Below are 26,998 nucleotides of genomic sequence, written 5' to 3' on the forward strand. Positions count from 1 at the left end.
CTTGCGCACAATTTTTGTGCGCTAGCGCCCGACCACGACGGATCTTCAGACCTTGCGCACAATTTTTGTGCGCTAGCGTCCAGTGKCGACSGATCTGCAGACCTTGCGCACAATTTTTGTGCGCTAGCGCCCGATCKCGACSGATCTGCWGACCTTGCGCACAATTTTTGTGCGCTAGCGTCCGGTGGCGACSGATCTGCAGACCTTGCGCACAATTTTTGTGCGCTAGCRCCCGAYCRCGACGGATCTGCAGACCTTGCGCACAATTTTTGTGCGCTAGCGTCCGGTGTCGACCGATCTGCAGACCTTGCGCACAATTTTTGTGCGCTAGCGCCCGACCACGACGGATCTTCAGACCTTGCGCACAATTTTTGTGCGCTAGCGTCCAGTGTCGACCGATCTGCNGATCTGCAGACCTTGCGCACAATTTTTGTGCGCTAGCGTCCGGTGTCGACCGATCTGCAGACCTTGCGCACAATTTTTGTGCGCTAGCGCCCGATCGCGACGGATCTCACTTCTATTCTATGACTGGCAGCCAAATATTGACGGTAGTTCCTTTCCCTAATTCACTCTCGAAATGCAGCCCATACGGATCGCCAAAATGGAGCTTGATTCTTTGATCCACATTTTGCACGCCGATACCACTACCTTTCGCAGACGTACAATCTTTTTGGTATATGTTATGGATCTCCTCCGGAGACATTCCAATTCCATTATCGATGACCTGAAGAAGAATACGGTCCCCCTTACGTATACCAGTTATTTGAATATGACCTTTCCCCGCATTATTTCTTATTCCGTGATAAATGGCATTTTCTACCAGAGGCTGTAAAATAATCTTGATCAGCTTATAGGAAAGAATACTCTTATCCACATTGATTTCAAAATCCAATTTAGATTTGTACCGCATTTCCTGGATCGTCAAATAGTTTTTGATATGCTCAATTTCGTTAAAAATAGAAAGGAATTCTTGTCCTTTACTAATGCTTAAACGGAATAACTTTGCTAAGGAAGCTGTCATAAGGATAACCTCTTTCGACTTTCCAGTCTCAGCCATCCATATAATTGAATCCAACGTATTATAAAGAAAATGAGGATTAATCTGAGCTTGTAACACCTGCAACTCGCTCTTTCTTTTTAACTCCTGTTCCTTCATATTTTGCAGCATCAGTTCTTTGATCTCTGTCGTCATTCGATTAAATCGATTACTTAAATGCCCGATTTCATTGGAGCTTTGAATATCAACCTGAATGTCGAAATTCCCCTTCTCTACCTCTTTCATCGAACTTTCAAGATGTTTAATGGGCCTTGAAATACGCAAGGATAGAATGATTGAGAGCAGCACTGCGATAATAAGAAATGCAATACCTCCAAAAAAAGTATAAGTTTGCAACTCATTCTTATTGGAGACTAATTCGTCCACATAAGTGACCCCGATAATCTTCCATCCGGTGCTTTGTGATGTTTTAATCGTATACATCCGGCTATTTTTACCTTCTGAAGTGACAAAGCTGCTGCCAGGAGTACGCATAACTTGAGAGATCAATTCAATTTTCTGATTGTTATTAATCATTTGCTGCTCCGGGTGATAAACAATGTTTCCGTTTGCATCCAGAATGAAGACATAACCCCTATTTCCAAGTTTAATCTTGTTACAAATATCGTTGATGACACTATAGTTCAAGTCTACAAGCAGAACGCCAAGCTTTTCATCCCCGACATCACTACTCAGTTCACGACTTAAGGATATCACTGAATTATAGTCGTTAAGAATCATATTTTGTACATGTGTAGAAGAGATAACGACTTTCCCCTTCGCTTCAATTGCCTTCTTATACCAGCTTTGTTCCGTTGGATCCACTTGTGGATTTAGTTTAATCTTTTCATTGTAAGGGATAATCTGCCCATTTGTACCAAATATTAGAATCGATGAAATATCTTTTCTTGTATTCAACACGGTATTCAGTTGGAAGGATATTTTCTGTTTCAAATCTTCCTTGCCGATTGCACCAAGATATACCTGCTTCAAGAGGTACTCTTTGATATCATAATTGGAAAGAACCATTCGTGAAATGTTGTCCATATAATTGATGTAACTATCTATATTCGAGCTTACTTGTCCCATAAGCTGATACGTATAGTCGCGCGAATTTTTTTTAACGGCATCTGTGGAAAGATTATAAGACATCCATGCAATCACCATAATTGTGACCACGATTAAGCATGAGAAAGCGACAGCAATGGTTGACTGGATACTTTTGAAACGGAAAAAGTGTTTGATTCGATTCCTTACCATGTTTAGGCCCCTTTTACACCATTCTGCGATACATAGTCGGGGTCATACCCGTCGCTTTTTTGAAAATCAAATTGAAATAATGGGGGTCCACATAGCCTATTCGGTCCGCGATTTCGTAAGTCTTCAAATCCGTACATTTAAGCAATTCCTTCGCCTTTTCCACACGAATCCGGGTCAGATAACTTATAAAAGTTTCTCCGGTATGGTTTTTAAAAATAAGGCTAAAATAACTTGTGCTTAGAACCAGATACTTACAAACCATATCCATGGACATATTCGCATCCGCATAATTTTCTTTCACATATCCTTCCGCCTTCAAAGCTTGAATCTTGCAAGCATTGTTTCTTGTTTCAAGAATGGAACCCGTGGTATGCAAACAATAATTTTTCAGCCAATCTTCAACTTCATCCAGTGTTTTTAACCCGTAAATATCGGTCAATGGGCTTGAAGACATGCTCTGAAGTGTTTCACGAATCTCAAGTTCATCTAAAAGATCCAAAATCGAGACGATGATTTGCTGTATATGAATATAACAACGATCCATTGGCAGATAGGATTCCTTCAGATTTTCAATGATTTTCTCTACGATCACTTCGATTTCCTGCTGCGTGCCTGACTTTAAGCAAGTGACGAGCTTTCTTTCCCAATGCTTATCGTAAGGAATGCTCTCACTCGATCCCCCTTCAATGTCGCCGATATGTATGATCCGATTCTTTCCAAGAAAAAAACGATAATCAAGAGCAAGTGAAGCCCTTTTATGAGAATAATGAATTTTATTTAGTGATGAGCAAATATCTCCTACACCAATGGACACAGTAAACTTCAGATACTCTCTTACTGATAGGTTGATTTCTTCAAAAATTCCCACTGCCTCTTCACGCAGCGTTTCCACATTCTCGCCAGAAAGTATGACAATTGTTTTTTCATTATTGTTTTGGAACACAATTCCGTTCTTTTTTCTTGAAATAATTTCCCCGGCAATATTACACACGGCAAAATAAAGCAGTTCGCTCTCGCTTTCTGGATAAAATCTTTGAAGTTCCCCATGATCATCTACATCAATGACTGCGACCACATAATGGCTTCCGGGTAAATCAATATCCAAATAGACAAGCTTATCCTCAAGCTTGCTTTCTCGTAGATCTCCGGTAACCAACTGATTCAAGAAGCGCTCTCTTACGAGAGGCAAACTCTCTCTAAGCTGCTGCTTAAGCTTGCTTAAATCCTCCACCTTACGATTCTCATCATCAAGATCCGCCTTTACTTTGGAGAGGATCTGACGTAATTCATCAGCTGTATTCGGCTTTAGGATATAATCATGCACCTTCAACTTCACGGCTTGCTGAGCATATTCAAATTCATCGTAGCCCGTAAGAATAATGATTTTGGTCTGAGGATAATGTTCAAAGAGATAGCGTGACACTTCTAAACCATCCATCAAAGGCATGTTAATATCCGTTAAAACCACATCGGGTTGAAGCTGTTCGAGGGCCTGAAGCACCTCACGGCCATTTTCAAAGTCGCCAACCACCTCAAATCCCAACTCATTCCAGTTTAGACTATCTCGTATTCCTTCTCTTACGTTGTCTTCATCATCCGCAATGATAATCTTATACATACATTTCACCACTAGGCTTTCGAATTTTTCAAAAAATATTACCAACCTTTGTAGGTTTCAACATTATCTTGAGTAATCAAGTCAACTGGAATTTTAATTAACGATTCTACCTTTTCGCCTTTTAGAACTTTAAAGCCTTCATCCATTGCCAATTTAATCATTTCAAATGGATACTGTGCTGAGGTTGCAACAAAGCTTTTCTTTTCTTTAAGCGCATTAATGGCATCTGGCGCTCCATCTACACCAACAATAAACATTTCTTTGTCGCGACCTGCTTGTTCAACAGCAATTTTAGCACCAACTCCAGAAGGATCATTAGTTGCAAATACAACGTCAATCTTTCCTTTTCCTTTGACTTGCAAAATGGTTTCCATCAATGTAACCGATGTTTCACGGTTGCCATACCCATTTTGATTAGCAACTACCCTAATTCCTGGAGTAGCTTTAATTGCTTCTTCAAATCCAGCGATACGTTCTGTTACAGCAGATACAGGAGGACCATCAATGACAACAACATTTCCTTTTCCATTTAAGCGCTTAACAATATATTCCCCAGCTAATTTTCCAGCAAGAAAGTTATCTGAGGTTACAACCGTGTTCACGCCTCCATCTGCACCTACGTCAACTGCAATGACGGGGATTCCCGCCGCTCTAGCTTGACTAACAGCACCTGCTATACCTTTGGAATCTACAGCATTTAGAAGAATCACACTTACTTTTTTTGTAATAAAGTCCTCAATTTGAGCTGTCTGCTTAGCCAAATCACCTTCTGCACTTACTATGATTACATTAGCACCATGCAGCATAGCACCAGCAGTGGCGCCTTTGGACATCGCAACGAAGAATGGATTACTTAAATTTTGTAAAGTAAATCCTACCACTACTTCATTCTCTTTTTTTGCCGTTACTGCTTTTTCTGTTGCCAAAGGTACAACCGTTTCTTCAGATGTTTTTGAAGGTTCCGTTATTTTACTTGAAGAGCACGCGGTAAGTGCAACCAAAGCAAAGGCAATTAATATAAACGATAATACTTTAATACTTTTCATATTAGACTATCCCCTATTTTATGGCTGTAGAAATAAATAACAATCACAACGAGCAAACCAACCAAATAATGATATAATCTTGGATTTTCTGCTGCGCAAGCTGCGTGCAACCGAGTTCGGGCGATAATCAAGCTCTTTCATCGCTCTAATGCTGGTCATTCGCTTTTCCCCATTAGTTTTTGGATTTTGAAATACGTAAACGTTTACGTAATCGATTAATTACATTGTAAGCGCGACCAACCACTAGTGTCAATACCTCCCACGCGGTGCTTTTTTTATTGCCCAAATCCAGAGGATTTGAAATGCTTGATTACAACATTTTTAAAGATCGCGGTGCCGCCTTCTGAAAAAAGGGTCATTCCTTGATCGTTTAATTCCGGGAAAATTTCATTGGAAAAAACGATGGTTCCATCATCCATGAAGACTTCAATACTTGTTTTATCGACAAGAATCTTTAAGTGAACGTGCTTCTTGCTCACATCAAAGGGTGCCCTGCTTTCAACATATTTTCCACTCTTGTCGGGCTGACCTGTAAAAGCTCTATTGACATAAGAGTACCTGCCTTCTGCAAAAACACCTACATCTACATGGCGGTTTTTGTCTGTTGATTCTCGAAGCCTTAATCCTACACTCTTGATCTCTGACCAGGATATATCTGTCTCTAGCTGGTAAGCATCGCCTGTTATATGAAGAGTTTTAGAGCCATTAACCTCTATTTGTTTCAACGAATCCGTTGTATATGTCAATTGATTCAATGCTTCAATGGGTTGTGAAACCAAACGATACATACCGCCATCATGTTTTAAGTTAATTTGACGAACAATCGAATCCATTCCGTTAAAGCCCTCTTGCTGTGTTGGCGTATTATGCGGATAATCCCAATTATTCATCCATGCCAAAGCATACCGATGATTATATTTATCGCTGTTTTTTCCTTCTTCAAACGTGACGGCACCATACCAATCAAAGCCGTAATCTAACCACTGAGGGTCACTTTGATCAGGGAAAAACTCCTTTCCATTAAAATGTCCAGTCCAATAGGCGTAAGTGTTTGGTTTACCTGTCGATTTACCATTTGCACTGACACCAAGAACCCATTTCATTGTTCCGTCATCCGCTCTCACCAGATAAAGATCAGGGCACTCTACAATTCCGATATTTTCAGTTAAAAAGCCGCTAGTATAGTGCCAATCTTTTAAATTCTGCGACTCATAGAAACCAATTTTCGTTCCTTCTGCCAAAGCCATTACCCATTTATTCATCTGATGATCCCAGATGATTTTGGGATCTCTAAAATCTTTTGTGCCCGGATTCGGCATAATGGGGTCTTCACTATAAGAAGTAAATGTTTTTCCTTTGTCCATACTGTACCACAGATATTGTTCCTGCTTCCCGCCTTCTGCAGACGGCTGTGTGACTATCGCCACAAGAGCACCTTTTCCAAAGCCTGCTGAATTGGTGTCATCCACGACGACTGATCCCGACCATGGATCACCATTTTTATTCGTATATTTAGGAATGGCCACCCCTTCATCTTTCCAGTGTACCAAATCCGTTGATGTCGCATGCCGCCATTCGGTTCCATTTCCGTTCGGATAATCATGATTATAGAGATAATAGTAATGGTACTTTCCATCCAAATATATCGGCCGCTGAGGGTCGTTTTTCCATTTGTCGGGCGTAGTGAAATGATAGCTAGCTCGATACGTTGGCGTAACGGAATCGATGGCATCGTTCTTCTTATTGTTATCTGAATAATGGACCACTAATCCTATCGTCATCAAAATAATGAAACCTATCATAACTACACCTATTCGTTTTGCTGTTTTCTTAAGATTTGTTGTATAGTTCAAACTGACACTTCCTCGCTGAACTGCTGTTTATTGCTTTTTGTAAAAAAGAAAATACCGATTTTCATCGGCATTTTCTTATGCTTTATTGAAGATGCTTTTATTTTTCTTTCTTCGTGTCAATCGTTAATTGCCCTTGTGCAAGAATACTATTACCCACAACCGAAGTTTTTGAACCATTAATGTTCAGCAAGAAACTCGGCGCAAAGGTAGATTTGTGGTCTGCAAATAAACCTCTGTTTGTCATGTAGCTTGTGATGACCACATTTTTACCGTCAGCTTGCGGTACTGCAAAGTGAGAATAAGTCCAGGTAAGATCTTTAGGATCAAGATTCATATTTAATACAAGTCCGCTGTCATTTAACGGTTTGTATGTTCCTGTTAAGGAATCGGACACATAGCCTAACATGTAGACATCATTCCCGCCGATTCCATCCATCGTCATTTTGGAACCCCTGGAATCCGTGAACAAATACCATTTGCCATTCATTTTAAAAACGTTAGCACGTTCGATTTCATCTGTTACTGTGTTCGATGCAATTAACGGTTTCATGACTTTTTTCAACGTATAATCGTCGTTCAATTCAATAATACCCAATGCGCCATTCGCTAACTCAGCAGCACGTTTTTTAGGACCTTGCAGCAATTTATTTTTTTCATCCTGGAAGAATGGCGTGTTTCCGCCGTAGAAAGCTTTGTTGAAGAGCGATGCCTCTCCTTGATAACCAACTTCCGTTCCTGTGTTACCTTCGAAAACAAGGTATTTATGACCATTGTCTTCCACATAGTGAGGGTCCCTTAATGTATGATTATCCGAATAGTTCTCCGCTTCGATTCCTTGCATAACATTTTGATAGATTTTGCCGTCTCCGCCATCAAAAATCGATTTGAGATCCTCTACGCCATCAATTTTCAGCGTACTTTGATCTGGATGTGATACATTGACTTGGGCTGTTGTTAAGGTTTGTTTACCATAAAACCCGTGATTGGGGTCCCAACCTTGACGATCCGTATAGAATAAACGGACTTTTCCATCCGATGTTAAGGTTGCGGAGCCTGACCATTCTTCTGCTTGATATTTGAGAAAAGGATCGTTTGGAACGAATTTATCGCTATCCTTAAATACTCTTCCAGCATTTTTCCAGCTATCAATGGAAGTATCGCCTACTTTTTGATAGAACATGTAGACAAATGTGTCCCATCCTCTTTTAGGGTCTCCTGCTAAAGCAAAAACGATATTGTAGCCATTATAATTTGCTACTGTTCCATCAGCGTTTTGCAGCGGCCAGCTATCCCAAACATCGATATCGATCAAGTTGCCCTGCTCATCATAACCTTTTGCCGAAGAAAGATTTTTTATTGTTGATGGATCGAATTTAGGCGCTTGAAACTGTGCACTCTTTTGTTGTTCAGGAATTTTCAGCATGTCAGAGCGTGTAATATGGGAAAAACCGTAATTTTCTTTGTAATCCGTATTGTCTTTTTCTTTCGCAAATGCTTGAGCACCACCTCCTACCAGCATTGCTGTAGTCAAGCTTACTGTTGTTGCTCGTTTAACCAATTTTTTGATGTTCATAACCTTACAACTCCTGTTCTATTGTATGTTTTTTTCTCTCCACAATTTATAGTTTAAGGCAAAGGGAAAGGTAAGAACATGTCGTACATTGATAGATTTACAGGCTTATATTGATTCAACTAGACGAGCTTATCAAGCACAAAATAACCCTTACCGCCTTGATACTAAGCATCAGAGGCGAAAGGGTTATGTATCTAATATGTGTGCCAACCAATTATTTCTGCTCAGCCTTTTTCCAGGATCTTTGGAATTCCTGCAGTAATTGATCGCGGTTAAGCTGTTTGCCTACATAAGCTTGCATGGCATAGCCGAACTCTTCTCTTGCCCTCGAGGGAAATTTAAACCAGTTCCAGGACAATGTTTTCTTCTCCTTTGTGTAACGAATAATATCGGCCGCGAGCGGTCCTGAACGGTCCGTCTCTATATTTTTAAACGCAGAAATAAAATGGAATTGGTCCTTCATAAACGTTTTGCCTTGTTCCGACGAAACCATCCAGTTCAAGAATTTCTTGGCTTCTTTCTTTTTCTCCGGCGAAGATTCTTTATTTACAACCCAATTATTGGATACACCCACCGCCAAGGCATCGTTTCTGGCATCATCATTTATAGGAATGGGTAAGAAACCGATATTCATATTCGGGGTTATTTGATCAATCTTAGATTGAGCCCAATTCCCTTGTTTAAGGATCGCCGCTTGACCGGTTGCAAACAAAGAGACTTCGGTATTATAGTCGGTCGTCAGAAAATCGTTATTTCCGTATTGAACGGTCAAATCCAGCATTCGAGTCAGATCTTCGAACTTTTTATTCCCTTCGATAGTTTGCGTCCCGTCGTTCAAAGCTTGAATAAAAGCGTCCGGGTCGTCCTGCTGGGCAAAAGCAATATTCATCATGAGAATGAAAAACCAACTATCTGAATATCCGACTGCAAAGGGGGTAATACCAGCGGAATGCAGCTTTTCCGCCGCACCCTTTAATTCGGTAAGCGTTTTTGGCAGGGTCTCGATACCGGCCTTTGCGAATAAATCCTTATTATAGATAAAGCCGTAGCCTTCCAAATTTATAGGCATCCCATAAATTTTCCCGTCCATCTTCATCGGCTTAAGCGCCTCATCAACCACATTTTTCACCCATGGCTGATCGGATAAATCCTCCAAATACCTTTTCCAGACTACCGCTTCTTCATAACCGCCGTTAGGAAAGATATCGGGACCTTTATTTGCTGCAAATCTTGCTTTTAATTCGGCAAGGTAGTTTGCCCCTCCGCCAAAGGTTAAAATATTCATCTTAACATTCGGATTTTCTTTCTCGTACTCCTTTACCATCTGCTCGAACTCCGTGGAAATTTCTACTTTGGGATTCAGTACCTCTAAAGTGATTTTCTGATCAGCACTTATTGTATCTATTTCCTTCACCGAACGATTGTCCGCCCCGCAAGCCGAAAGCGATAAGGTAAGCAATCCGGCTAACATGCATTGAAAAACCTTGATTATCATAATACCCCCTCGTTACATTTACAACTTTCATGAAGCAATTCCAATTCCCTTATTTCTCGGTCTCCCTCCTTATTCCGATATTCATGAGGCGTCATGCCAACAATTCGTTTAAATAACTTCGAAAAGTAAGTTTCATCCTGGTACCCGAGCTTTAATGCAATCGAGTACATTTTCTCGTCCGTTTGGCTTAACCACTGTTTAGCTTGTTTTATTCTTAATTGAATAACGTAGTTGGAGAGGGTCATCCCGTTTTCTTGCTTGAATCGTCGCGAGATATGTTCGCGGCTCAGGAAGAATCGGTTTGAAAGTTTGTCCAAACTTAACTCTTGCATATAATGTTCATTTACAAAAGCGACAATGTCATGCATGCGCCTTGCATCATCCAAATCCGTCAAACGGTGTATGGCTCTGAAATTTTGCTCAGCCATTGCCCTTTGCGCAGATTGAAAAGATTGCGGGAGCTCTTTAAGCGATGTCAGTGGGAGGCCGCTAACCAGACGAACGGGAATATCGATATGCTGGGTAATCCATTCCTCTACCGGGAAGAATTGGCCTTGAACAGAAAGTATCACACAGACATTAGGGTCGTTCTGAAGAGCATAGGCATTCCCCCATTCCCGAGTAACCAGCTCATCCGTCAAATGCTGGAGGTAGGGATCCGAATGATGGGTTTGGTAAAAATAAATCAAAGTAAGATCGTAGACTTCCGCTTGCGGAAGAGACAAGGCAATTTCGCCCGGATCAAAATGTTCCCCGTTACATGCCGAGGTAACCCCCTTATTTAAGCGAAGCTTCTTAGCCTCTTCATAGACGCCCGGCTCTACATTGCTGCGTTCTTCCTCTTCTTTTTTCCACGATTCTACCGCTCTCGCAAGTGTTTCATTTAGCATTTCATTTTCGATTGGCTTCAACAAATAATCGAAGCTGCCGTGCTTAATCGCTTTACGCATGAAAGAATAGTCGTCAAACCCTGTAATCAAAATCACTTTTCCCGGATAGGAATTGGCATCCAACCACTCGATCAACTCTATCCCGTTCTTTTTGGGCATTTTCACGTCTGTCATGATGATTTCCGGACTTTCTAAATCAATTAACGCTTTTGCCTCTTCACCATTTCTGGCTTCCAAAATATCGGTAATCCCATGTTTCTGCCACTGTCCCATAAAACGAATAATTTTCCTTACATTAGATTCATCATCCACGATTAGAGCTTTCATTACGTCAATCCTCCTTGAGGTAGAGTGGAATCACCAGCTTCACTGAAAATCCTTGTCCCTGCATAGAATCAAGTAGGATCCCCGCTGTCGGATCATAATTAAGAACCAAGCGGTCATGAATATTTTTCAAGCCGATATGCTGGGGCGAGTAGTTTTCTTCGTATACCGGCGCGTAGATTTTATTTTTTAATGCCGTAAGCTCATCATCCGTCATACTCGGGCCGTTATTTTCCACAACCAGCTTCAAATATTCTTCTCGTACTTCACCGTAAATACGCAAGTGAGCATGCTCGAACCCCTCTTCATAACAATGTTTAAAGAAGTTTTCAACGAGCGGCTGCAAAATCATACTCGGAACTGAAATACCAAGAATGTCCTTGGGTATGTCGATGGAATAGCTAAAATCGGTTTGAAAACGCTCCTCTTGAAGGTTCAAATACGCTCTTACATAATCTACTTCACTCCGAACAGTAGCCTTTTGATCCACACGAATAGTGTATCGCATCATTTTGGATAAGGAGACTACCAATTGGTATACTTTCGGAGATTCGGTGAATAGGGCAACCGCACCAATGGATTGAAGGGAGTTGTATAAAAAGTGAGGATTAATCTGTGACTTTAGCGCTCTGTGCTGATTCTTTCTGTTCTCAATCTCCAGCTTGTACTCACGGTCGATGTGACGATTGATCCGGTTCATCATTTCCTTGATATGCCTCTCCAGATTACCGATTTCATCTTCCCTCTTATCGTCAAACGGAGCATTCATGTTCCCGCCTTCAATGCTCAGTACTTTCCGGCTAAGCAGCTTGATCGGACGAGTAATCTTGTAGGATATGATGGCTGTCATGATTAAGCCCAGAACTCCCACGATGACACCGACGATGATGTTCGTGTACGCGGTTTTCCTCACGTCATTAAATAAGAATTTGCTTGAGGTTATCTTAACAAAGTGCCATTGATTTAACGGTTCCGACAACGTTTTGGAAAAGATAATATCGCCATTCGAAAACTGTGCGCCTGCTGCCGACTGATTGATTTTCTTTTGTAATTCTGCCGGAACAGCCTTCCCTATCATGGCTGCATCACTAGCATAGACGACATAACCGTCCGAATCGGAAAGCAAGACAGATTCTTTATTTTTTTGAATGAAATGATTAGAGATGCGAGCAAATTTGTCCAAATCGATGTCTATCGTGATAATACCGAGAAATTCTTTCGAAAGGGCATCCAAGATTTTGTGATGAATCGTCAATACCATCGTTTTGTCCGATGGGGGCATAATGGCTGTATGGTTATAATTTTCAATCGGATGTGGCGGTTCGATTAGAAAGTTCGAATCAGAGTTTATTAGCTTCTGAATAGAGGCTTGTTTCAATAAATCCGGCTGCCGCTTACGGGAACTTATCATCGCATTATAAACCGTAAACGAGTTTTTTCCTTCCTCGATGTATAACCGAACCTGCCTAATTTCGTTTCTCATCAGATAAAAGGTAGTCATGCCTTTATAGATTTCAAGCTGGTTGAAATAAAGGGAACTATCGAAGCCTTTTTCGAAAATCATGAACAAGTCAGGATTTCGGTATAAAATATACGGAAGATTAACGATGTCATCAAAGTATTGCTCCAGGTCTTCGGACGCCTGCCCAATTTGCTCGCGGCTGTTCTCAAGCTCATGCCGTTCCACATTTTCTTTCGTTTGCCGATAAATCAACAGCATGGACAGAAAATACGGAAGGATAATAAAAACCAGCAGCATGATTAATAAACGGCTTTGAATGCTTTTCACAAAAAATACTCCTTTTATTAAAAATCACCTTGCTATTATTGTAACCTCTTAACAATGTGATTTGTTTCGCCAATATCTGTAAAAGGGATCCTACAACTGTTATAAGATTCGGTCTTTGATGAAAGAATCAGTCCGTAGAAATCTTTCAAGCTATACTGAACCTCTGAAAGACAGACATTTCATTGTTACGAGCGAAGCCTCGACGAAAGTATTTTCATCTCCTCCCGATACTTCATAACCGTACGCCGCGAAATTTGAATACCTTCCTTATTCAGCAAATCCGTCAGTTGTTGGTCTGATAAAGGCTGCGTCTTCACCTCTTGATGCACATACGCCTACTCCGCAATCAATAAAAAGAAAGAAAAACCTGCACATGCCGAGAACAGCAGAGCGCAGGTTTTCAACTTTTTCAAAGCTAATTCTTCGGAATGTGAGACCTCTATCCTTCTCTAACCCAAGCAACTATGGATTTGATATCGTCAGGGTTTGTTCGACAGCAACCGCCTATTAGCCGGGCACCAAGTTCATGCCAGCCCCGGGCGCTGCAGCCAAAAGTATCCTCTGAGGCAGCTCCCTTCCAACCTCGTGTACCTGCATCATATTGCTCGCCTGAATTTGGATAAACGATAATTGGCTTCGCTGTTTGTCTATGGATTTCACCGATCAGTGATGATACATACGAGGGAGGCGTGCAATTAACACCGACAGCCGCCACTTGATCGTGATGGTCCAGCCACGCAGCACAATCGGCTATTCGATCCCCATTGCTTATTTGCAGTTCGTTCTTTGCACTGAAACACACCCATGCGTAAACCCCAGGGAATTCTTCTAGCAATCTGACAAGTGCTCTTGCTTCCATTAAACAAGGTATGGTTTCGCATGCAAGGATATCTGCACCGGCATCTACCAGCGCCTTCATACGAGGTCGATGAAAATCAATGAGCTCGTTTTCAGTCAGCTTGTAGTCTCCACGGTATTCTGACCCGTCTGCTAGATAAGCACCGTAGGGACCAACTGAGGCGGCTACGATCGGCCTTGGTCTTTTGGTTTTATCCACCATGTTATCCCAAAACTGATCCCTTGCTTTTACCGCAATTTGAACAGATTTCTGTATAAGGCCAATGGCATCAGTTTCGCTTAAACCTCGTCTGACAAACCCCTCAACGGTTGCCTGGTAGCTTGCCGTAATCGCACAATCCGCACCTGCAGCAAAATAGTCTGTATGAACCTGACCAATCAGATCGGGGTTTTCCAGCAGCATTTTTGCAGACCATAGGGGGTCGTTAATATCACAGCCACGGCGTTCCAACTCTGTTGATAAGGCACCGTCCAAAATCATCGCAGGAAAATCTTTAAGAATGTTTTCTATAAGATTCATTAATAATCAGCAAGATGTGTCCGACTTTTCTTTATCATCTTGCCTTCCTCCTTAAAAAATTGCTTGATAATGTTGTTCCGGCGCTTCATGGATCCCAGCTGCGCCGATCCCGCATATAACCACTTTGCAGTTCTCTAATCGTTTATTCACTAGCTTCAACGCATTCATGAGCCCGGCAATCAAGACGACAGCCGTACCGTGCTGATCGTCATGGAACACGGGGATATCCAATTCATCCATTAATCTGCGTTCGATCTCGAAACAGCGCGGCGACGAAATGTCCTCTAGATTGATGCCTCCGACCTATATTCCCTAACCCGAGCACGGCAGAACCATCTGACAATACGTTAACCGTGTTTCGTTTAATCGTAAGCGTATGGGCTTTCCAAGGGTCTTCATGAATCGCCATACATACGCGCGCTATCCGATGCAGCTGCAACCATGTATTTCTCTCCTTTGACTGTCCTCTTTAAATGCGAGTGTTCTTCAATCCGTTGTCTATTCAATAGGCTGAATCCGTTGCTCTATCACCTTGCTCTTGCTCCTATTTTTCAGATAATAATACAAGTAACATAAAGCGACAAATGGAATGCCATAATAAAGAGCTGCTCGTTGACTAGGGTCAAAATACAGCCCGATACAAGAGATCAAACACAGGATGAAGGCTGCAATCGGCACGATCGGATATAGCGGCGTCTTGAATTTCAATTCTCCGAGTTGCCCGCCCTCTTTCAGATATTGTCTTCTAAACATGAACTGCGACGCTGCGATAGCCATCCAAACAGCTACTACGGCAAATCCGGAAATCGCAATGAGAATTAAATAAACGGTATCGGCCGCAATCACACTGGAGAAAAGAGACACGCAAGCAACCAACATACTTAGGATTAGCGCATTTAGCGGTACCCCTCTAGCTGTCACTTTCCCCAATGCCGGACTGATCATTTTTTCTTGGGAGAGTGCCCATAACATTCGAGTGGAAGCATACAGACCAGAATTTCCTACGGATAATAACGCGGTAAGAATAACAAAATTCATAATATCGGCAGCGTAAGGAATACCTATTTTGTCAAAAACAAGAACAAAAGGACTTTCAATGACTCCCGCTTCTCTCCAAGGGATAAGACCAGCCAGAACGAATATCGCCCCGATGTAAAACAGCATGGTCCGCCATATCACGTTTTTAACGGATTTGGGAATGTCTCGAACTGGGTTCTCGCTTTCCCCTGCGGTCACACCGATTAATTCCGTGCCGGAGAAGGCGAAGTTTACCGAAATCATTACGAACAACACGGGAAGAAACCCGTTAGGAAACAGACCGTCTTGGTTGAAAATATTGGATAACATGGGTACTGATTCGGTTCCTTGCATGTGAATAAAGCCGAACATGGCAGCCCCACCCAAAATAATGAACAAGATAATAATAATAACTTTCACACCAGCAAACCAAAATTCAGATTCCGCAAAAAAACGGGCAGAAAGGGCATTTAATAGAAAAAGCAAAACGGCAAAAACTGCACTCCATATCCAAACAGAAACATCCGGAAACCAACGCTGCATCAAAAGTCCTGCCGCCGTAAATTCAGATCCAACTGTTACAACCCAAGTTAGCCAATAAAGCCATCCAACGGTAAATCCGGTCGCCGGTCCGATATATTTCGTTGCATACGACTGAAACGAACCTGTCACAGGCATTGCTACGCTCAACTCACCTAAACAAAGCATGACAAGATACATAATCAGTCCACCAATTAAATAGGCTAACATAGCACCTCCGGGACCCGCCTGGTTTAATGTATAACCAGTACTTAGAAAAACCCCAGTACCAATGACCCCTCCCAGTGATATCATAAATAAATGTCTGCTCTTCATCGAGCGTTTCAATTCAGATCGTTGGTTGTCGGCATTACTCATTCTGATCTCTCCTTAAGAGAAGGAATTTTGGCGGAAATAACCGGGAGACCGGATTCCCATTTAATTGGATAGCTTTACACATACCACTTTCGGTTCGGTCATTTCATGAACGGTAAATTTAACGCCCTCCCTTCCCAATCCCGATCCTTTCACACCGCCAAAAGGCATAGCATCAATGCGATAGTCGGAACTATCATTGATCATGACGCCTCCTACATCCAATTGACGAACCGCGATAAAAGCCTTCTCCAAATCCTTTGTAAATATACCTGCCTGCAAGCCGAAATCCACACTGTTTGCCTGCTGAATAGCGCTTTCAAGATCAGACACAGGGTAAATAGTGACAACGGGCCCGAAGACTTCTTCTTTTGCTAATTTGCAATCTGTCGGAACGCTCTCCATGGCGGTAGGATAGTAGAAGGCACCTTCGCGAATGCCGCCGCACAGTAATTTACCGCCTTTTTCCAAAGCTTCATTGACCCAGCTTTCGATCCTTTTGGCTTCCTTTTCATTAATAAGCGGTCCCATGTCCGTGTGCTCTGAAAGCTTATCTCCGATGCGATATTGTTTGGTTTGCGACACGAATTCCGAGACGAATTGCTCATAGACGCCTTCCTGTACGTAAATCCGTTGTACACCAAGACAGTTTTGACCTGCTGCCCAGAATGCTCCGGATACAGTAGAGGCGACAGCATTGGGTAAATCTGCGTCATTCAATACAATGGCAGGAGAGTTGGAGCCAAGTTCCATGCTCATTTTTTTCAGCCCTGCTTTTTGCATAATGGATTTGCCTGTTTCAAGTCCGCCCGTAAAGGAAATCATCCGTACATCCGGATGTGTCACCAATACATCGCCGATTTCTCGGCTTTCTCCCGTAATCACGGACAATATTTTGGGAGGAAGCCCCGCATTAACAAGTGCTTCTGCCAGCATAAATGCGCTTAAGGGAGTCGCAAGGGAAGGTTTGACTATAATGGCATTGCCCGCTGCAATGGCTGGCCCCACCTTATGTGCAACCAAATTCAGCGGATCATTAAAAGGGGTGATTGCCCCGATTACGCCAATAGGGAATCGATAATAATATCCGATACGGTTTTCGCTTCCAGGCATTTGGTCGAACGGAATGGTTTCTCCATGGATTCGTCTTGCTTCCTCGGCACTGATGCGTAGCGTTTCCATACAGCGCCTGACTTCTTTTCTCGCTTCGCGAATCGTCTTGCTGCCTTCCCGGGCGATCGTAACTGCATACTCTTCCGTATGCTCTTCAATCCAAGCCGCCGCCCGATTTAAAATAGCGATTCGTTCATAAACAGGCATGGCCGCTGCAATACGAAAACCCTCTTTTGCCTGTTCAATCGCATAATGCATATCTTCCGCGGATGCAGAAGGAACCGTTGCGATCAGACTATTATCCTGCGGATCGAACACATCGATGGTTTTTTCCCGAAATACCCATTCACCGGCCAAAAGCATTTGTTTTCTCTTTGTCAATGTTTCCATAAGCATCCCAGTCACCTCTAATGGTTTATTTGTAAAACGTTCCTCTTAAAGCTGGCTACGGCTTATATTGATCAAATCAATTAAGATAGAAAAACCTGTTTCCTTTCGCCCCGCTCCCGCTCCAATAAGTGTAATCGGACCGGCTAAATCGCAATTGTACGTAATGGCATTGATCGCTCCTCCAACAGCTGCCAAGGGATCCGTTAATGGCAGAGCCTCGGGACTTACTTTCGCAATCACCCTATCGCCATCTCGCTTGCAGGTTGCAATAAGTTTCCAGCGTTTTCCTTCCTCCCTGGCCCTTTGAATGTCATCTGGCGTCAGATGGCTTATTCCTTCACAAGTCACGTCTTCTCTCTTAAGCGGAGCATTCATTACGATATTAGCGAGAATCGTAATTTTGTACTGGGCGTCATAACCTTCTACATCGTTAGTCGGGTCTGCCTCCGCATAGCCTAATGCTTGGGCCGCAGCAAGTGCTTCCCGATAGCTCATACCTTCTTCCATCTTCGTCAGCATATAGTTGGTCGTCCCGTTCAATATTCCCTTGATTTCGTAGATCGTATTGCCTGCGAGTGAAACAATCGGCATACGTAAGGCAGGCGTTCCACTCATGACTGTTCCTTCATATCCCCAACGGACGCCATTCTTTTGAGCCAATGCGGCTAACTCCTGATAGGCCAAGGCTACCGGTCCTTTATTGCTCATCACCACATTTTTTCCACTCTCGAATGCGGCCTTACAGTGATCAATCGCCGGTTGACCCGTTTTGACATCCGTGAAGGTTAATTCTACAACGGTATCCGCATTGGTTTCCTGTATCGTCTGAAAACTATCCAGTCCCCGAATCAGGCCAGGTTCATCGGGATATCCATCGAGCTTTCCTGTTTCTTTAACAACACGAAGAACTTGTGAAAGATTCAATCCGTTCGGATGATAAAGGGAACCCTTCATGAGATCCGAAACAGCTACGACTTTTGCGTTTAAGCCAATCTCCTGCGATAAGGTATGCCCTTTGTCCAGAAGAATTTCCGCCAAACCCTGGCCGACTACGCCAAAGCCAAGCAATGCGATCTTATGCTCATTATGCTCCATAGTTCACCTCGTTGAATTAGTTGATTTTCTCACATACAGGAAGCTTTGATTGTAAATAGGCCAAGGCTTGCCGCAAGTCCTCAATCAAATCTTCCGTGTCTTCAATCCCTACCGAGATCCGAAGAAGACCTTCCGAAATCCCCAGCGACTTCCTTTCTTCCAACGTGCACTCCACATGGCTGGTCGTTCTGGCGGGTCCATATATGGTTTCAACAGCACCCAGATTTCCCGCTCTATTGGCATATTTAAGCTTGGGAAGCAAAATCTTGATGGCCTCCATTTCATCTTTTAAGACAACACTCAGAATACCGCCAAATCCTCTCATTTGCTCTTTAGCAATCTCATGTCCTGTATGCGTTTCCAAACCAGGGTAATAAACGGCCTCTACAAGACTTTGTGTCTGCATAAATTTAGCGATCTCCATAGCGCTTCTCGCTTGCTGCTGAACCCTAAGCTTCAAAGTTTTCATTCCTCTTAGAATGAGATAAGCCGACCATGGATCCATCGTAGCCCCATTAATCTCGCGATAATGGTACACTTGATCCATCAGTATCTTTGCCCCGCAGACCACTCCCCCCAGCACATCCGCATGCCCACTTAAAAACTTCGTAGCGCTGTGAATAACGATATCTGCCCCCAGCTTCAGCGGATTTTGATTAATTGGCGTTGCGAACGTGTTATCTACCAACACCAAGGCACCTGCTGCTTTTGCCGCCTTAGCCAATCGTTTGATATCCGTAATCTTCAGCGTAGGATTTGTGGGTGTTTCCAAATACAAGACCTTGCAGCCTTTAGCTATTTCACGTTCAATTTCAGCATGATCGCCAGTTGTACATAATGTAACATCTACATGAATGTTAGGTAGGAATTCAGTGAAGATTTTATTCGTCCCGCCGTAAGTGTCTTTAACCGATACAACCCTGTCCCCAGGTCTTAAGAATGTATAAAGTGAACTGCTGATTGCTGCCATCCCCGATGAAAAACCAACAGCTGCTTCTGCACTTTCGAGAATCCTAACCTTCTCTTCCAATGCCCTAACAGTAGGATTCGTCATCCTGTTATAGATGTAGCCCGGTCGATTGCCCAAAGCAGTTTCATACCATTCATCCACGTCGTCATAATCGTAAGCAACACTCATCACCACAGGTACTTGGGTTGCCCCGAAAGCCCTGAATTCTTTTTCCCCTGCCCAGACTACTTTTGTGCCGATCTCTACATGATCGATTTCTTGGTTCATGTTCTCTCACCTTTCGTTTGACTTCCATGCCGCAAAAAAATGAAAGTACGAAATCAAACTTTTTTGATTATATTGTATATTTAATATTGTATACATAATACTTCGTATTTTAACTACTCAAATTACTACTTTACACCTCTCTTTCAAAAGCATGCATAAACAACTTAACTTTATCGGTTTTAATTTTCACAAAATGTATTTTGTATATTGTATACAATTTATACTACCATTGCAGAATTGTTTTTTCAATATGAATTTTAGCCCTTTCAACCTATTTGCTCACATGAGGATGACATAGATGGGATTACTTGTATAAAAAGATGTTCAATGATAAAATCAAAATACCTATTATATAATATATTGTATTTTCTGATCGTGATTCAGGAGGTAAGTACTATTAATAAAAATAAATATCAGTCGTTAAAAGACCACGTCTATACTTACATCGCCGAGCGCATTCAAAATGGAACTCTTCTACCCAATCAAAAGTTAAGCGAGCTCTCCATCTGCGAAAAACTTGAAGTTAGCAGGACTCCAGTACGAGAAGCACTCATACAGTTGGCCTCCGAAAACTATTTAGAATACTTGCCACGTCGAGGATTTGTTGTAAAAGAACTGGATACCAAGAAGAAACTTGACGTTTTTCAAATCATTGGCACATTGGACGCATTGGCAGCCACATTATCCATCGATCATATCTCCGATGAGGAGATATCAAGAATGGAAGAGATCGCCGATAAAATCGAAACATCAATTAAAGAAGAAAGCTACACTGATTATCAATTCTACCAGACCGAATTTCATAACGTATACCTTCATAAATGCAACAACAGCACTTTAATTGACATGCTTAAAACACTGCAAAACAGTTTTGTTAGACAAACGTATTTAAGCGACGACAAACCAAAACTGTTCTCGGTACTGGGGCAAATGAATAGGGAACATAGACAAATGATCCAATTATTCAAAGAAAAAAATAAAGCAGTTATGGAAGATTTCGTGAAAAATGTTCATTGGCAAATTAGTTACACGGATATGATCTAGATAAATGCTTTTGAATAAAATAAGCCTACTCAGCTGTCAAAGACAATGCTGAATAGGCTTATTTGGCATACAGCTCAGGATAATGTTCTGCTTGCGGCCGCACATTACACCTTTTCGCACCAGACTTTCTAATGTAAATAAGGCATTCAGTTAGTCTCTATTAAGAGTCACTGAATGCCGTTTCATTTTATTCCCGGAAATACTTCTTCACTATTTCAAACGCCAACTTCGGCCGGCGGTATCTGTCCACGATGCCTTTACTGTTTTGTGTCCCTGCTCGAGATAAGAGCCATCCTGTATCCTCTACCACTTTACAATCGCAAAATTGCCATATGAACATACCGGATATATAAGGTTTAGACGTATATGCCGCCAAATTTTGCTCAATGATCTCAGCCTGTCTTTCCTCCGTACCGCGTACTTTGTTGGGATCACGCAGCCCGTAGTATCCATCACCGCCGAATTCACTCATAATCATGGGTTTGCCGAGTCCACCGAGCTCATCCGCCCATTTCCTGGCTTTGTCGCTAAGTTCACCCGGATCCTCATTCGTATACCATCCTGGATAGAGGTTAAATGAGACGATATCTGCCAGATCGAAGCATAGTTCTTGCTCGCGATGATGGGTAGCATAGGTTAACGGGCGGGATCGATCCATTCCTCTGATTTGTTCCAGCTGTTGACGGTATAACTCTTTCCCTTCTATCGTGTTACTGGCACATTCATTCAGAATTCCCCACATAATAATACTTGGATGATTAAAATGATTTTCAACCATTTCTTGATTGCATACCATACATTGCTCCTGACATTGGGGATCCAGCATATGATCGAGTTGAAATCCTCTGGCATGATTTTCTTCCCATACGAAGACTCCGCGCTCGTCACACAAATCCAGAAAGCGTTCGTCATTCGGATAATGACTTGTCCGTACGGCATTGGATCCCGCTTCCAGCATGAGCTCCATATCCTGTACCATGAGCTGGTACGGGAAAGCAGCGCCAACCATAGGATGATCCTCATGACGATTGAACCCTTTTAGAATAATATCCTCCCCGTTTACTTGAATTTTACCGTTGAAGGTCGTGACTTCGCGGAAACCGATCCGTTCAATTAAATCATCAGAAGGCTTCTTATTCCCATCTCTAAATAGTTGTACATTGACCAAATACATATTTGGTGTCTTGTTGGACCAAATCTTTACGTTCGGAAATGCGCTTGAGACACGGAAAACGGATGTTTCACCCGATGCGATTATTTGTTTCTTCCATTGCAGCGCGAATTCCCCGAGCGTACCTTTGAGCTCAACCTCAGTAGGATTGCGACTGGCATTCGTCACATATACACTGGCTTCCCCATGCCACTGCCCATCTTTCCATGAGGGTGTGAATTGAATACGGTTAATGTAGACATCAGAAATACACTCGATTCCAACTGGCCGGATGATACCGCCATACGTATAATAATCATTCGCAAAATGAAGTTTGGATTCTTTCGTAAAAGAATTATCAACGACGACCACGATTTCATGGCTGCCAGGAGCAGCATCCGTGATAACTTTGGTTGTGAAAGGAGTATAAGCGTTATAATGAAACCCAACCTCCTCTCCGTCAAAATAGATAACTGCTGTGTGACTCACACCCTTGAAAAGCAACCTGACCGATGTTGTTTCGTGTAAGGTGATTATCTTCCGATAGACACCTTTCCCCCGGTAGGTCAACAATTCAGGATGCATCTCCCAACAACCCGGAACAGGTAGCCGGTAATGATAGTCCCTTGGAATACCTTCGTTTTGTTCAATCGGTTGAAAATCCCAATCGCCTTCCAATTCTTGCACCTGACGGATTTGATTTGTCGGGAAAAGTCGTAACATATTAGCGCAGCTCCTTCTATTTGATTATTTGATATAGTCAACTATAGAATAAATGCTTTAGCGGTAGTCCCTGAACTCTTGAGGTGTACAACCGAATGCCTTTTGAAAATGTAAGCGAAATAAGCAGCCCTCTGGTACCTGAGCATTTCCTATGCGGACATCGAGAACAAAATCAGAAATGGTCTTACAATAGCCTAGAGGAGAGAAAAGCTTAAATTTCAATCAAGGGCTCATGTTCAGCTTGAAAAGGGAACACTTTCTGAGCTGCCTCGATAAACAATTTTACCGCAATGGTGCAGTCCTCTACGGGTCCGGTGGCTATGTGAATATCCCGGTAGGCCTGGGGAGACAGACGCTTTAGCGTGAGGCCTTGAGGACGGTCCAAAAGGGACAGCTCAGACATTACCGCCAAACCCTCGCCTGCAAGAACCATTTGAAGCGCGGTTCTGTAGTTGTAGAGAATGTACTTCACCTTTGGTGTCTCCCCCGCACTTTCAAACCAACTCAGGACAGGCGGTTCATAACCCGCTTTACAGATTAGCATCGGTTCCTCCCGCAAATCTTCAGGGCGGATTATATTCTTCCCATTTAGCCGGTGATCGCCTCTCATGACCGCATAAATACCTTCCCGGTAAAGAGGGAAAGAATCGGTGGTTTTATCCGAGGGGATGAGCAATCCAACATCGATTTGCCGGTTATCTAGCCATTCCTGCACATCCGCAATGGTACCTTCCACGATGCTAAACTCCAGCTTTGGATAATGCTGTTTGATTTGGCTAATCAGTTTCGGAACAAAATAAGACGCCGCTACCGGGAAGGCGCCGATGCGGACGCAGCCGGTTTCCAGTCCTTTTTCCTTGGCGATTTCCTGGTCGACTTTGTCATATCCTTGAAGAATCTCCCGGAAAATCCGAACAGTTCGCTCTCCGACTGGCGTGAGCGCAACGCCGTGACGCCGATCTCGGATAATTAATGTTACCCCGAGCTCACGTTCCAGGGAAGTGACCGCACGGCTGACGGCCGGCTGCGTCATATTCATTTTTTCCCCGGCAGTCGTAAAGTTTCGGGTTTCCGAAATAGCGACGATCAACTGTAACAGAGATTTGTTCATATCAATTTTGTTATCTCCTTCATGACTTATATTCATTTCATTTATGATAAACCTTATTGTATCATGATAATAGAACAAGAGAAAGAACATGTTGTTGAGAGACTTACCAGGCCTTAAACACGCTGCTGCAGTGAGCTGTGACCTGGAATACAATGGGATAGGAGTCTGATTATGAAAACAAGAGCCTGGATTTTTCTAGTATTGGCGAATCTGTTTTGGGCTGGTAATCTGATATTCGGCAAATCGGTTACGTCCGATTTCCATCCAATCTGGGCCTCTTTCTTGCGTTGGGCGATTGCGGCCGTGGTGCTGATTCCGATTGCGCAGCTGGTGGAGAAACCGAACTGGCTGAAGATTTGGAAAAACAACTGGGGCATTCTGTTATTCTTCTCGCTGGTAGGCGTCGTGTCTTACACGCTTCTTACCTACACGGCACTCCAGCACACCTCATCTACAAACGGCAGTCTGATCAACAGTTTGACTCCGGCGGTCATGATCGTGTTATCCTTGCTGTTCCTGAAGGACAAAATTACCGTTTGGCAGGGAGTGGGGCTGGTGTTATCTTTCCTAGGTGTACTCACGGTATTGACGAAAGGGCATCTGCTTGGTGTATTTAGCACACATTATAACCAAGGAGACGGCATCCTGCTGGTAGCGGTATTTCTATGGGCCATCTATTCGATAATCAGCAAAAGAGTGCAGCATCTTCCTCCGATTACATTTGTTGCATTTACAGCTTCTATTGGCGTCGTTTGCATGCTCCCGCTGCTGTTTATTCAGCCTTTACATAAAGAGCACATCACCGCTTTCGGCATTACAGGTATCATCTATTTGGGTTTGTTCCCTTCCATCGGGTCATTCCTCTTCTGGAACCAGGGCATTAAAGAGCTTGGACCGAGCAAAGCCAGCATCACAATGAATTTGATGCCGATTTTCACCGCTATCATATCTGTGATGGTTGGTCAGGAATTGCTGGTCTCCCAAATCGTAGGTGGCGTTATCGTCATTGTGGGCATGCTGTTGTCGGCTAACCTGATGGATCGGGCGAGAGGAGCAAAAACCAAAACGATAACCAAACGGCGCACAGGCATGGCTTAAGGAATTTCACTTTCTTCCCGATAACGTAACACGGCTACCGATCCATGCCGGTAGCCGTGTTATAGTTTTTTATTCAACTATCGTTTCTCGTTCGCATAACTAGTTTCGCAGCATAATCAAACCAGAAAATTTGCAGATATCAGTTTTCTATTTACGCCGATTCAATTCATTTGAAGGGAGTTTCTTCAACACGGCACGTACCGGACTTCCATCGGCTTCAACTAATGGTAATGGGAGGGCTATCAATTCATAATCCCCTGGTAAAACATTATCTAAGACAAGCCCTTCCAAGATGTGAATGCCATGACTGGCAAGTTCATGATGGGCTAATAGTTCTTTACTATCTAATGGATCTACGGACGGCAAATCAAGACCAATTAGACGAACACCGAGTTCTGCAAGATGAGCCGCTAATTCTGGTAGGAGGTGAGGAATTGTTTGTGGGAACACGCACCGATCCTTCCATGCATCTGTACGAATTAACAGACGGGTAATCCCGTTTAGATCTATACCGGATATTTCACCCACTCCGATAGATGTATAGTTTGGCAAATAAACGACACGGGCAGGTCCAATATATAAATCAAGATCCAGTTCAATTACTCTTTCTCCCTCATTATCAAAATGAAAAGGTGCATCTATATGAGTACCAGTATGTACACTCATGTTAATTTGACCTACATTGACAGATCCACTCTCTTCTTTACTCCAATTCACTTTGTATGAGAAGGGTGTGTCTCCTGGCCAGACTGCAACCTTTTTGTCTAGCGGCTGTGAAATATCAATCCATGTCCCCAAGCATATTACCTCCATTTCTTCCGATTTCTTCTTATAGAGGTTGTTTAAAAAGTCCACTTTGATAACGAAGTCATTCTAGAAGTAAAATCGGCATCGAATCTTGAACGAATCCGGGAAGTCCGGTACTCACGTAGCAAATCTCTACGCTCCGTTCCTCCTTCTCCGGAAATCGTCCAACCTTCTCGGTTCTGAAAGCGGACTTTTTAAACACGAACTCATAGCTTCGCTCTTAAACTCCATAGCTCCGGGAAGAAGTGTTGATCCAGAGCTCTTTTTAAATAAGTAACACCTGATGAGCCGCCTGTTCCTTGTTTATGACCAATAATTCTTTCCACGGTAGTCATATGATTAAAACGCCATAATTGCTGTTGACTTCCAATGTCCACTAGTTTCTCTGCCAGCTCATATAAATCCCAATATTGCTCGACATTGCGGTAAACGGTCAGCCACGCCTCTTCTACACTGGCATTTGGTTGATAGTTTTGCGACCAATCCCTGTTAAGTGCTTCTTGATCAATAGGTAATCCACGCAATGCAAGCGCATTGATAGCCGCGTCATAAATACTTGGCTCATGAAGAGATTGCTGCATTTGCTCGTATAGATCGCTCTGATGTTGAAATACGGATAACGTATGGACATTCTTGTTGCCTAGCGCAAATTCAATCAAACGATTCTGATGAGACTGGAACCCGGAAGATTGGCCCAGTTTATCTCTAAATTCCATGTATTCGGCCGGCGTCAACGTAGAGAGGACACTCCATGACTGTATCAATTGGTGCTGAATTCTCGAAACGCGGGACAACATTTTAAATGATGGTTCCAAATCGTTATTGCGTATACTCTGGGTTGCCGCTTTCACCTCATGTAAAATGAGCTTCATCCATAACTCACTTGCCTGGTGGATAATGATAAAAAGCATTTCATCATGGTGATCCGAACATCTATGTTGACTAGATAAAATCTTATCCAGATGGAGATAATCTCCGTAAGACATCGCTTTGCTAAAATCTGTTTGAATTTCTTTTTCGAGCCCCATACTTTTGTTTTGTTCATTATTATTCATTC

General features: G+C 42.8%; 20 protein-coding genes and 2 pseudogenes. 2 read left to right on the forward strand and 20 right to left on the reverse strand.

The genetic code is table 11. The annotated features are described in order from the left end of the window. Positions 1 to 517: 517 nt before the first annotated feature. From ASG85_RS26990 to ASG85_RS27060, 16 genes and pseudogenes are all read right to left on the reverse strand, one after another. Positions 518 to 2,296: a sensor histidine kinase gene (locus tag ASG85_RS26990; protein ID WP_060648291.1), complete on the reverse strand. Its 1,779-nt coding sequence runs from the start codon at positions 2,294 to 2,296 to the stop codon at positions 518 to 520. A 13-nt stretch (positions 2,297 to 2,309) separates the two neighbouring features. Beyond that, on the reverse strand, positions 2,310 to 3,914 hold the full coding sequence (locus ASG85_RS26995; RefSeq protein ID WP_060648292.1) for a response regulator: 1,605 nt from the start codon (positions 3,912 to 3,914) through the stop codon (positions 2,310 to 2,312). A gap of 38 nt (positions 3,915 to 3,952) precedes the next feature. Further along, the gene (locus ASG85_RS27000; RefSeq protein WP_060648293.1) at positions 3,953 to 4,960 is read right to left on the reverse strand and encodes a substrate-binding domain-containing protein; all 1,008 of its coding nucleotides are present in this window, start codon (positions 4,958 to 4,960) and stop codon (positions 3,953 to 3,955) included. Positions 4,961 to 4,978: 18 nt separating this feature from the next. Next, positions 4,979 to 5,119 carry a hypothetical protein gene (locus ASG85_RS38230; protein WP_156390174.1) on the reverse strand — a complete coding sequence of 47 codons (141 nt, stop codon included), beginning with the start codon at positions 5,117 to 5,119 and terminating at the stop codon, positions 4,979 to 4,981. 116 nt (positions 5,120 to 5,235) lie between these two features. Then, the gene (locus ASG85_RS27005) at positions 5,236 to 6,741 is read right to left on the reverse strand and encodes a glycoside hydrolase family 32 protein (protein ID WP_414858796.1); all 1,506 of its coding nucleotides are present in this window, start codon (positions 6,739 to 6,741) and stop codon (positions 5,236 to 5,238) included. Between the two features lie 169 nt (positions 6,742 to 6,910). Beyond that, positions 6,911 to 8,386: a glycoside hydrolase family 68 protein gene (locus ASG85_RS27010; protein WP_060648294.1), complete on the reverse strand. Its 1,476-nt coding sequence runs from the start codon at positions 8,384 to 8,386 to the stop codon at positions 6,911 to 6,913. Between the two features lie 214 nt (positions 8,387 to 8,600). Beyond that, on the reverse strand, positions 8,601 to 9,881 hold the full coding sequence (locus ASG85_RS27015) for an ABC transporter substrate-binding protein (RefSeq protein WP_060648295.1): 1,281 nt from the start codon (positions 9,879 to 9,881) through the stop codon (positions 8,601 to 8,603). After that, entirely contained in the window at positions 9,878 to 11,098 is a 1,221-nt protein-coding gene (locus ASG85_RS27020; RefSeq protein ID WP_060648296.1) for a helix-turn-helix domain-containing protein, read from the reverse strand. Before ASG85_RS27020 ends, ASG85_RS27015 begins: the two co-directional genes overlap by 4 nt. Before the next feature lie 4 nt (positions 11,099 to 11,102). Then, positions 11,103 to 12,884: a sensor histidine kinase gene (locus tag ASG85_RS27025; protein ID WP_060648297.1), complete on the reverse strand. Its 1,782-nt coding sequence runs from the start codon at positions 12,882 to 12,884 to the stop codon at positions 11,103 to 11,105. Between the two features lie 185 nt (positions 12,885 to 13,069). Then, positions 13,070 to 13,213 (reverse strand): annotated as a pseudogene (locus ASG85_RS37295) (RNA polymerase sigma-54 factor); the annotation flags it as partial. A gap of 110 nt (positions 13,214 to 13,323) precedes the next feature. Further along, a complete protein-coding gene (gene mmuM / locus ASG85_RS27030; protein WP_060648298.1) occupies positions 13,324 to 14,262 on the reverse strand; it encodes a homocysteine S-methyltransferase in 939 nt (312 codons plus the stop codon). A 90-nt stretch (positions 14,263 to 14,352) separates the two neighbouring features. Beyond that, positions 14,353 to 14,686, reverse strand: a pseudogene (locus tag ASG85_RS37300) (malic enzyme-like NAD(P)-binding protein); the annotation flags it as partial. A 74-nt stretch (positions 14,687 to 14,760) separates the two neighbouring features. After that, complete coding sequence (locus ASG85_RS27045; protein ID WP_057305678.1) at positions 14,761 to 16,176, reverse strand: amino acid permease; 1,416 nt, start codon at positions 16,174 to 16,176, stop codon at positions 14,761 to 14,763. Positions 16,177 to 16,236: 60 nt separating this feature from the next. After that, positions 16,237 to 17,682 (reverse strand): aldehyde dehydrogenase family protein, encoded by a 1,446-nt coding sequence (locus tag ASG85_RS27050; protein WP_082562414.1) that lies wholly within the window; start codon positions 17,680 to 17,682, stop codon positions 16,237 to 16,239. Between the two features lie 39 nt (positions 17,683 to 17,721). After that, a complete protein-coding gene (locus tag ASG85_RS27055) occupies positions 17,722 to 18,771 on the reverse strand; it encodes a homoserine dehydrogenase (protein ID WP_060648300.1) in 1,050 nt (349 codons plus the stop codon). A gap of 16 nt (positions 18,772 to 18,787) precedes the next feature. Continuing rightward, entirely contained in the window at positions 18,788 to 20,008 is a 1,221-nt protein-coding gene (locus ASG85_RS27060) for a cystathionine gamma-synthase family protein (RefSeq protein WP_060648301.1), read from the reverse strand. A 375-nt stretch (positions 20,009 to 20,383) separates the two neighbouring features. Between ASG85_RS27060 and ASG85_RS27065 the strand changes: the two genes are divergently transcribed. Next, positions 20,384 to 21,052, forward strand: coding sequence for a GntR family transcriptional regulator (locus tag ASG85_RS27065; protein WP_235550231.1), 669 nt, complete (start codon positions 20,384 to 20,386; stop codon positions 21,050 to 21,052). Between the two features lie 187 nt (positions 21,053 to 21,239). On the opposite strand, the gene ASG85_RS27070 is transcribed toward ASG85_RS27065, so the two are convergent. Then, the gene (locus ASG85_RS27070; protein WP_060648302.1) at positions 21,240 to 22,925 is read right to left on the reverse strand and encodes a glycoside hydrolase family 2 protein; all 1,686 of its coding nucleotides are present in this window, start codon (positions 22,923 to 22,925) and stop codon (positions 21,240 to 21,242) included. A 211-nt stretch (positions 22,926 to 23,136) separates the two neighbouring features. Beyond that, positions 23,137 to 24,036 (reverse strand): LysR family transcriptional regulator, encoded by a 900-nt coding sequence (locus tag ASG85_RS27075; protein ID WP_060648303.1) that lies wholly within the window; start codon positions 24,034 to 24,036, stop codon positions 23,137 to 23,139. A gap of 171 nt (positions 24,037 to 24,207) precedes the next feature. Between ASG85_RS27075 and ASG85_RS27080 the strand changes: the two genes are divergently transcribed. Next, a complete protein-coding gene (locus ASG85_RS27080) occupies positions 24,208 to 25,134 on the forward strand; it encodes a DMT family transporter (RefSeq protein ID WP_060648304.1) in 927 nt (308 codons plus the stop codon). Positions 25,135 to 25,281: 147 nt separating this feature from the next. On the opposite strand, the gene kynB is transcribed toward ASG85_RS27080, so the two are convergent. Both kynB and kynA read right to left on the reverse strand, forming a co-directional pair. Continuing rightward, on the reverse strand, positions 25,282 to 25,932 hold the full coding sequence (kynB, locus tag ASG85_RS27085; RefSeq protein ID WP_156396847.1) for an arylformamidase: 651 nt from the start codon (positions 25,930 to 25,932) through the stop codon (positions 25,282 to 25,284). A gap of 215 nt (positions 25,933 to 26,147) precedes the next feature. Next, positions 26,148 to 26,996 (reverse strand): tryptophan 2,3-dioxygenase, encoded by an 849-nt coding sequence (kynA, locus tag ASG85_RS27090; protein WP_060648306.1) that lies wholly within the window; start codon positions 26,994 to 26,996, stop codon positions 26,148 to 26,150. Positions 26,997 to 26,998 lie beyond the last annotated feature (2 nt).

Source organism: Paenibacillus sp. Soil724D2 (assembly GCF_001427935.1).
Taxonomy (GTDB): domain Bacteria; phylum Bacillota; class Bacilli; order Paenibacillales; family NBRC-103111; genus Paenibacillus_E.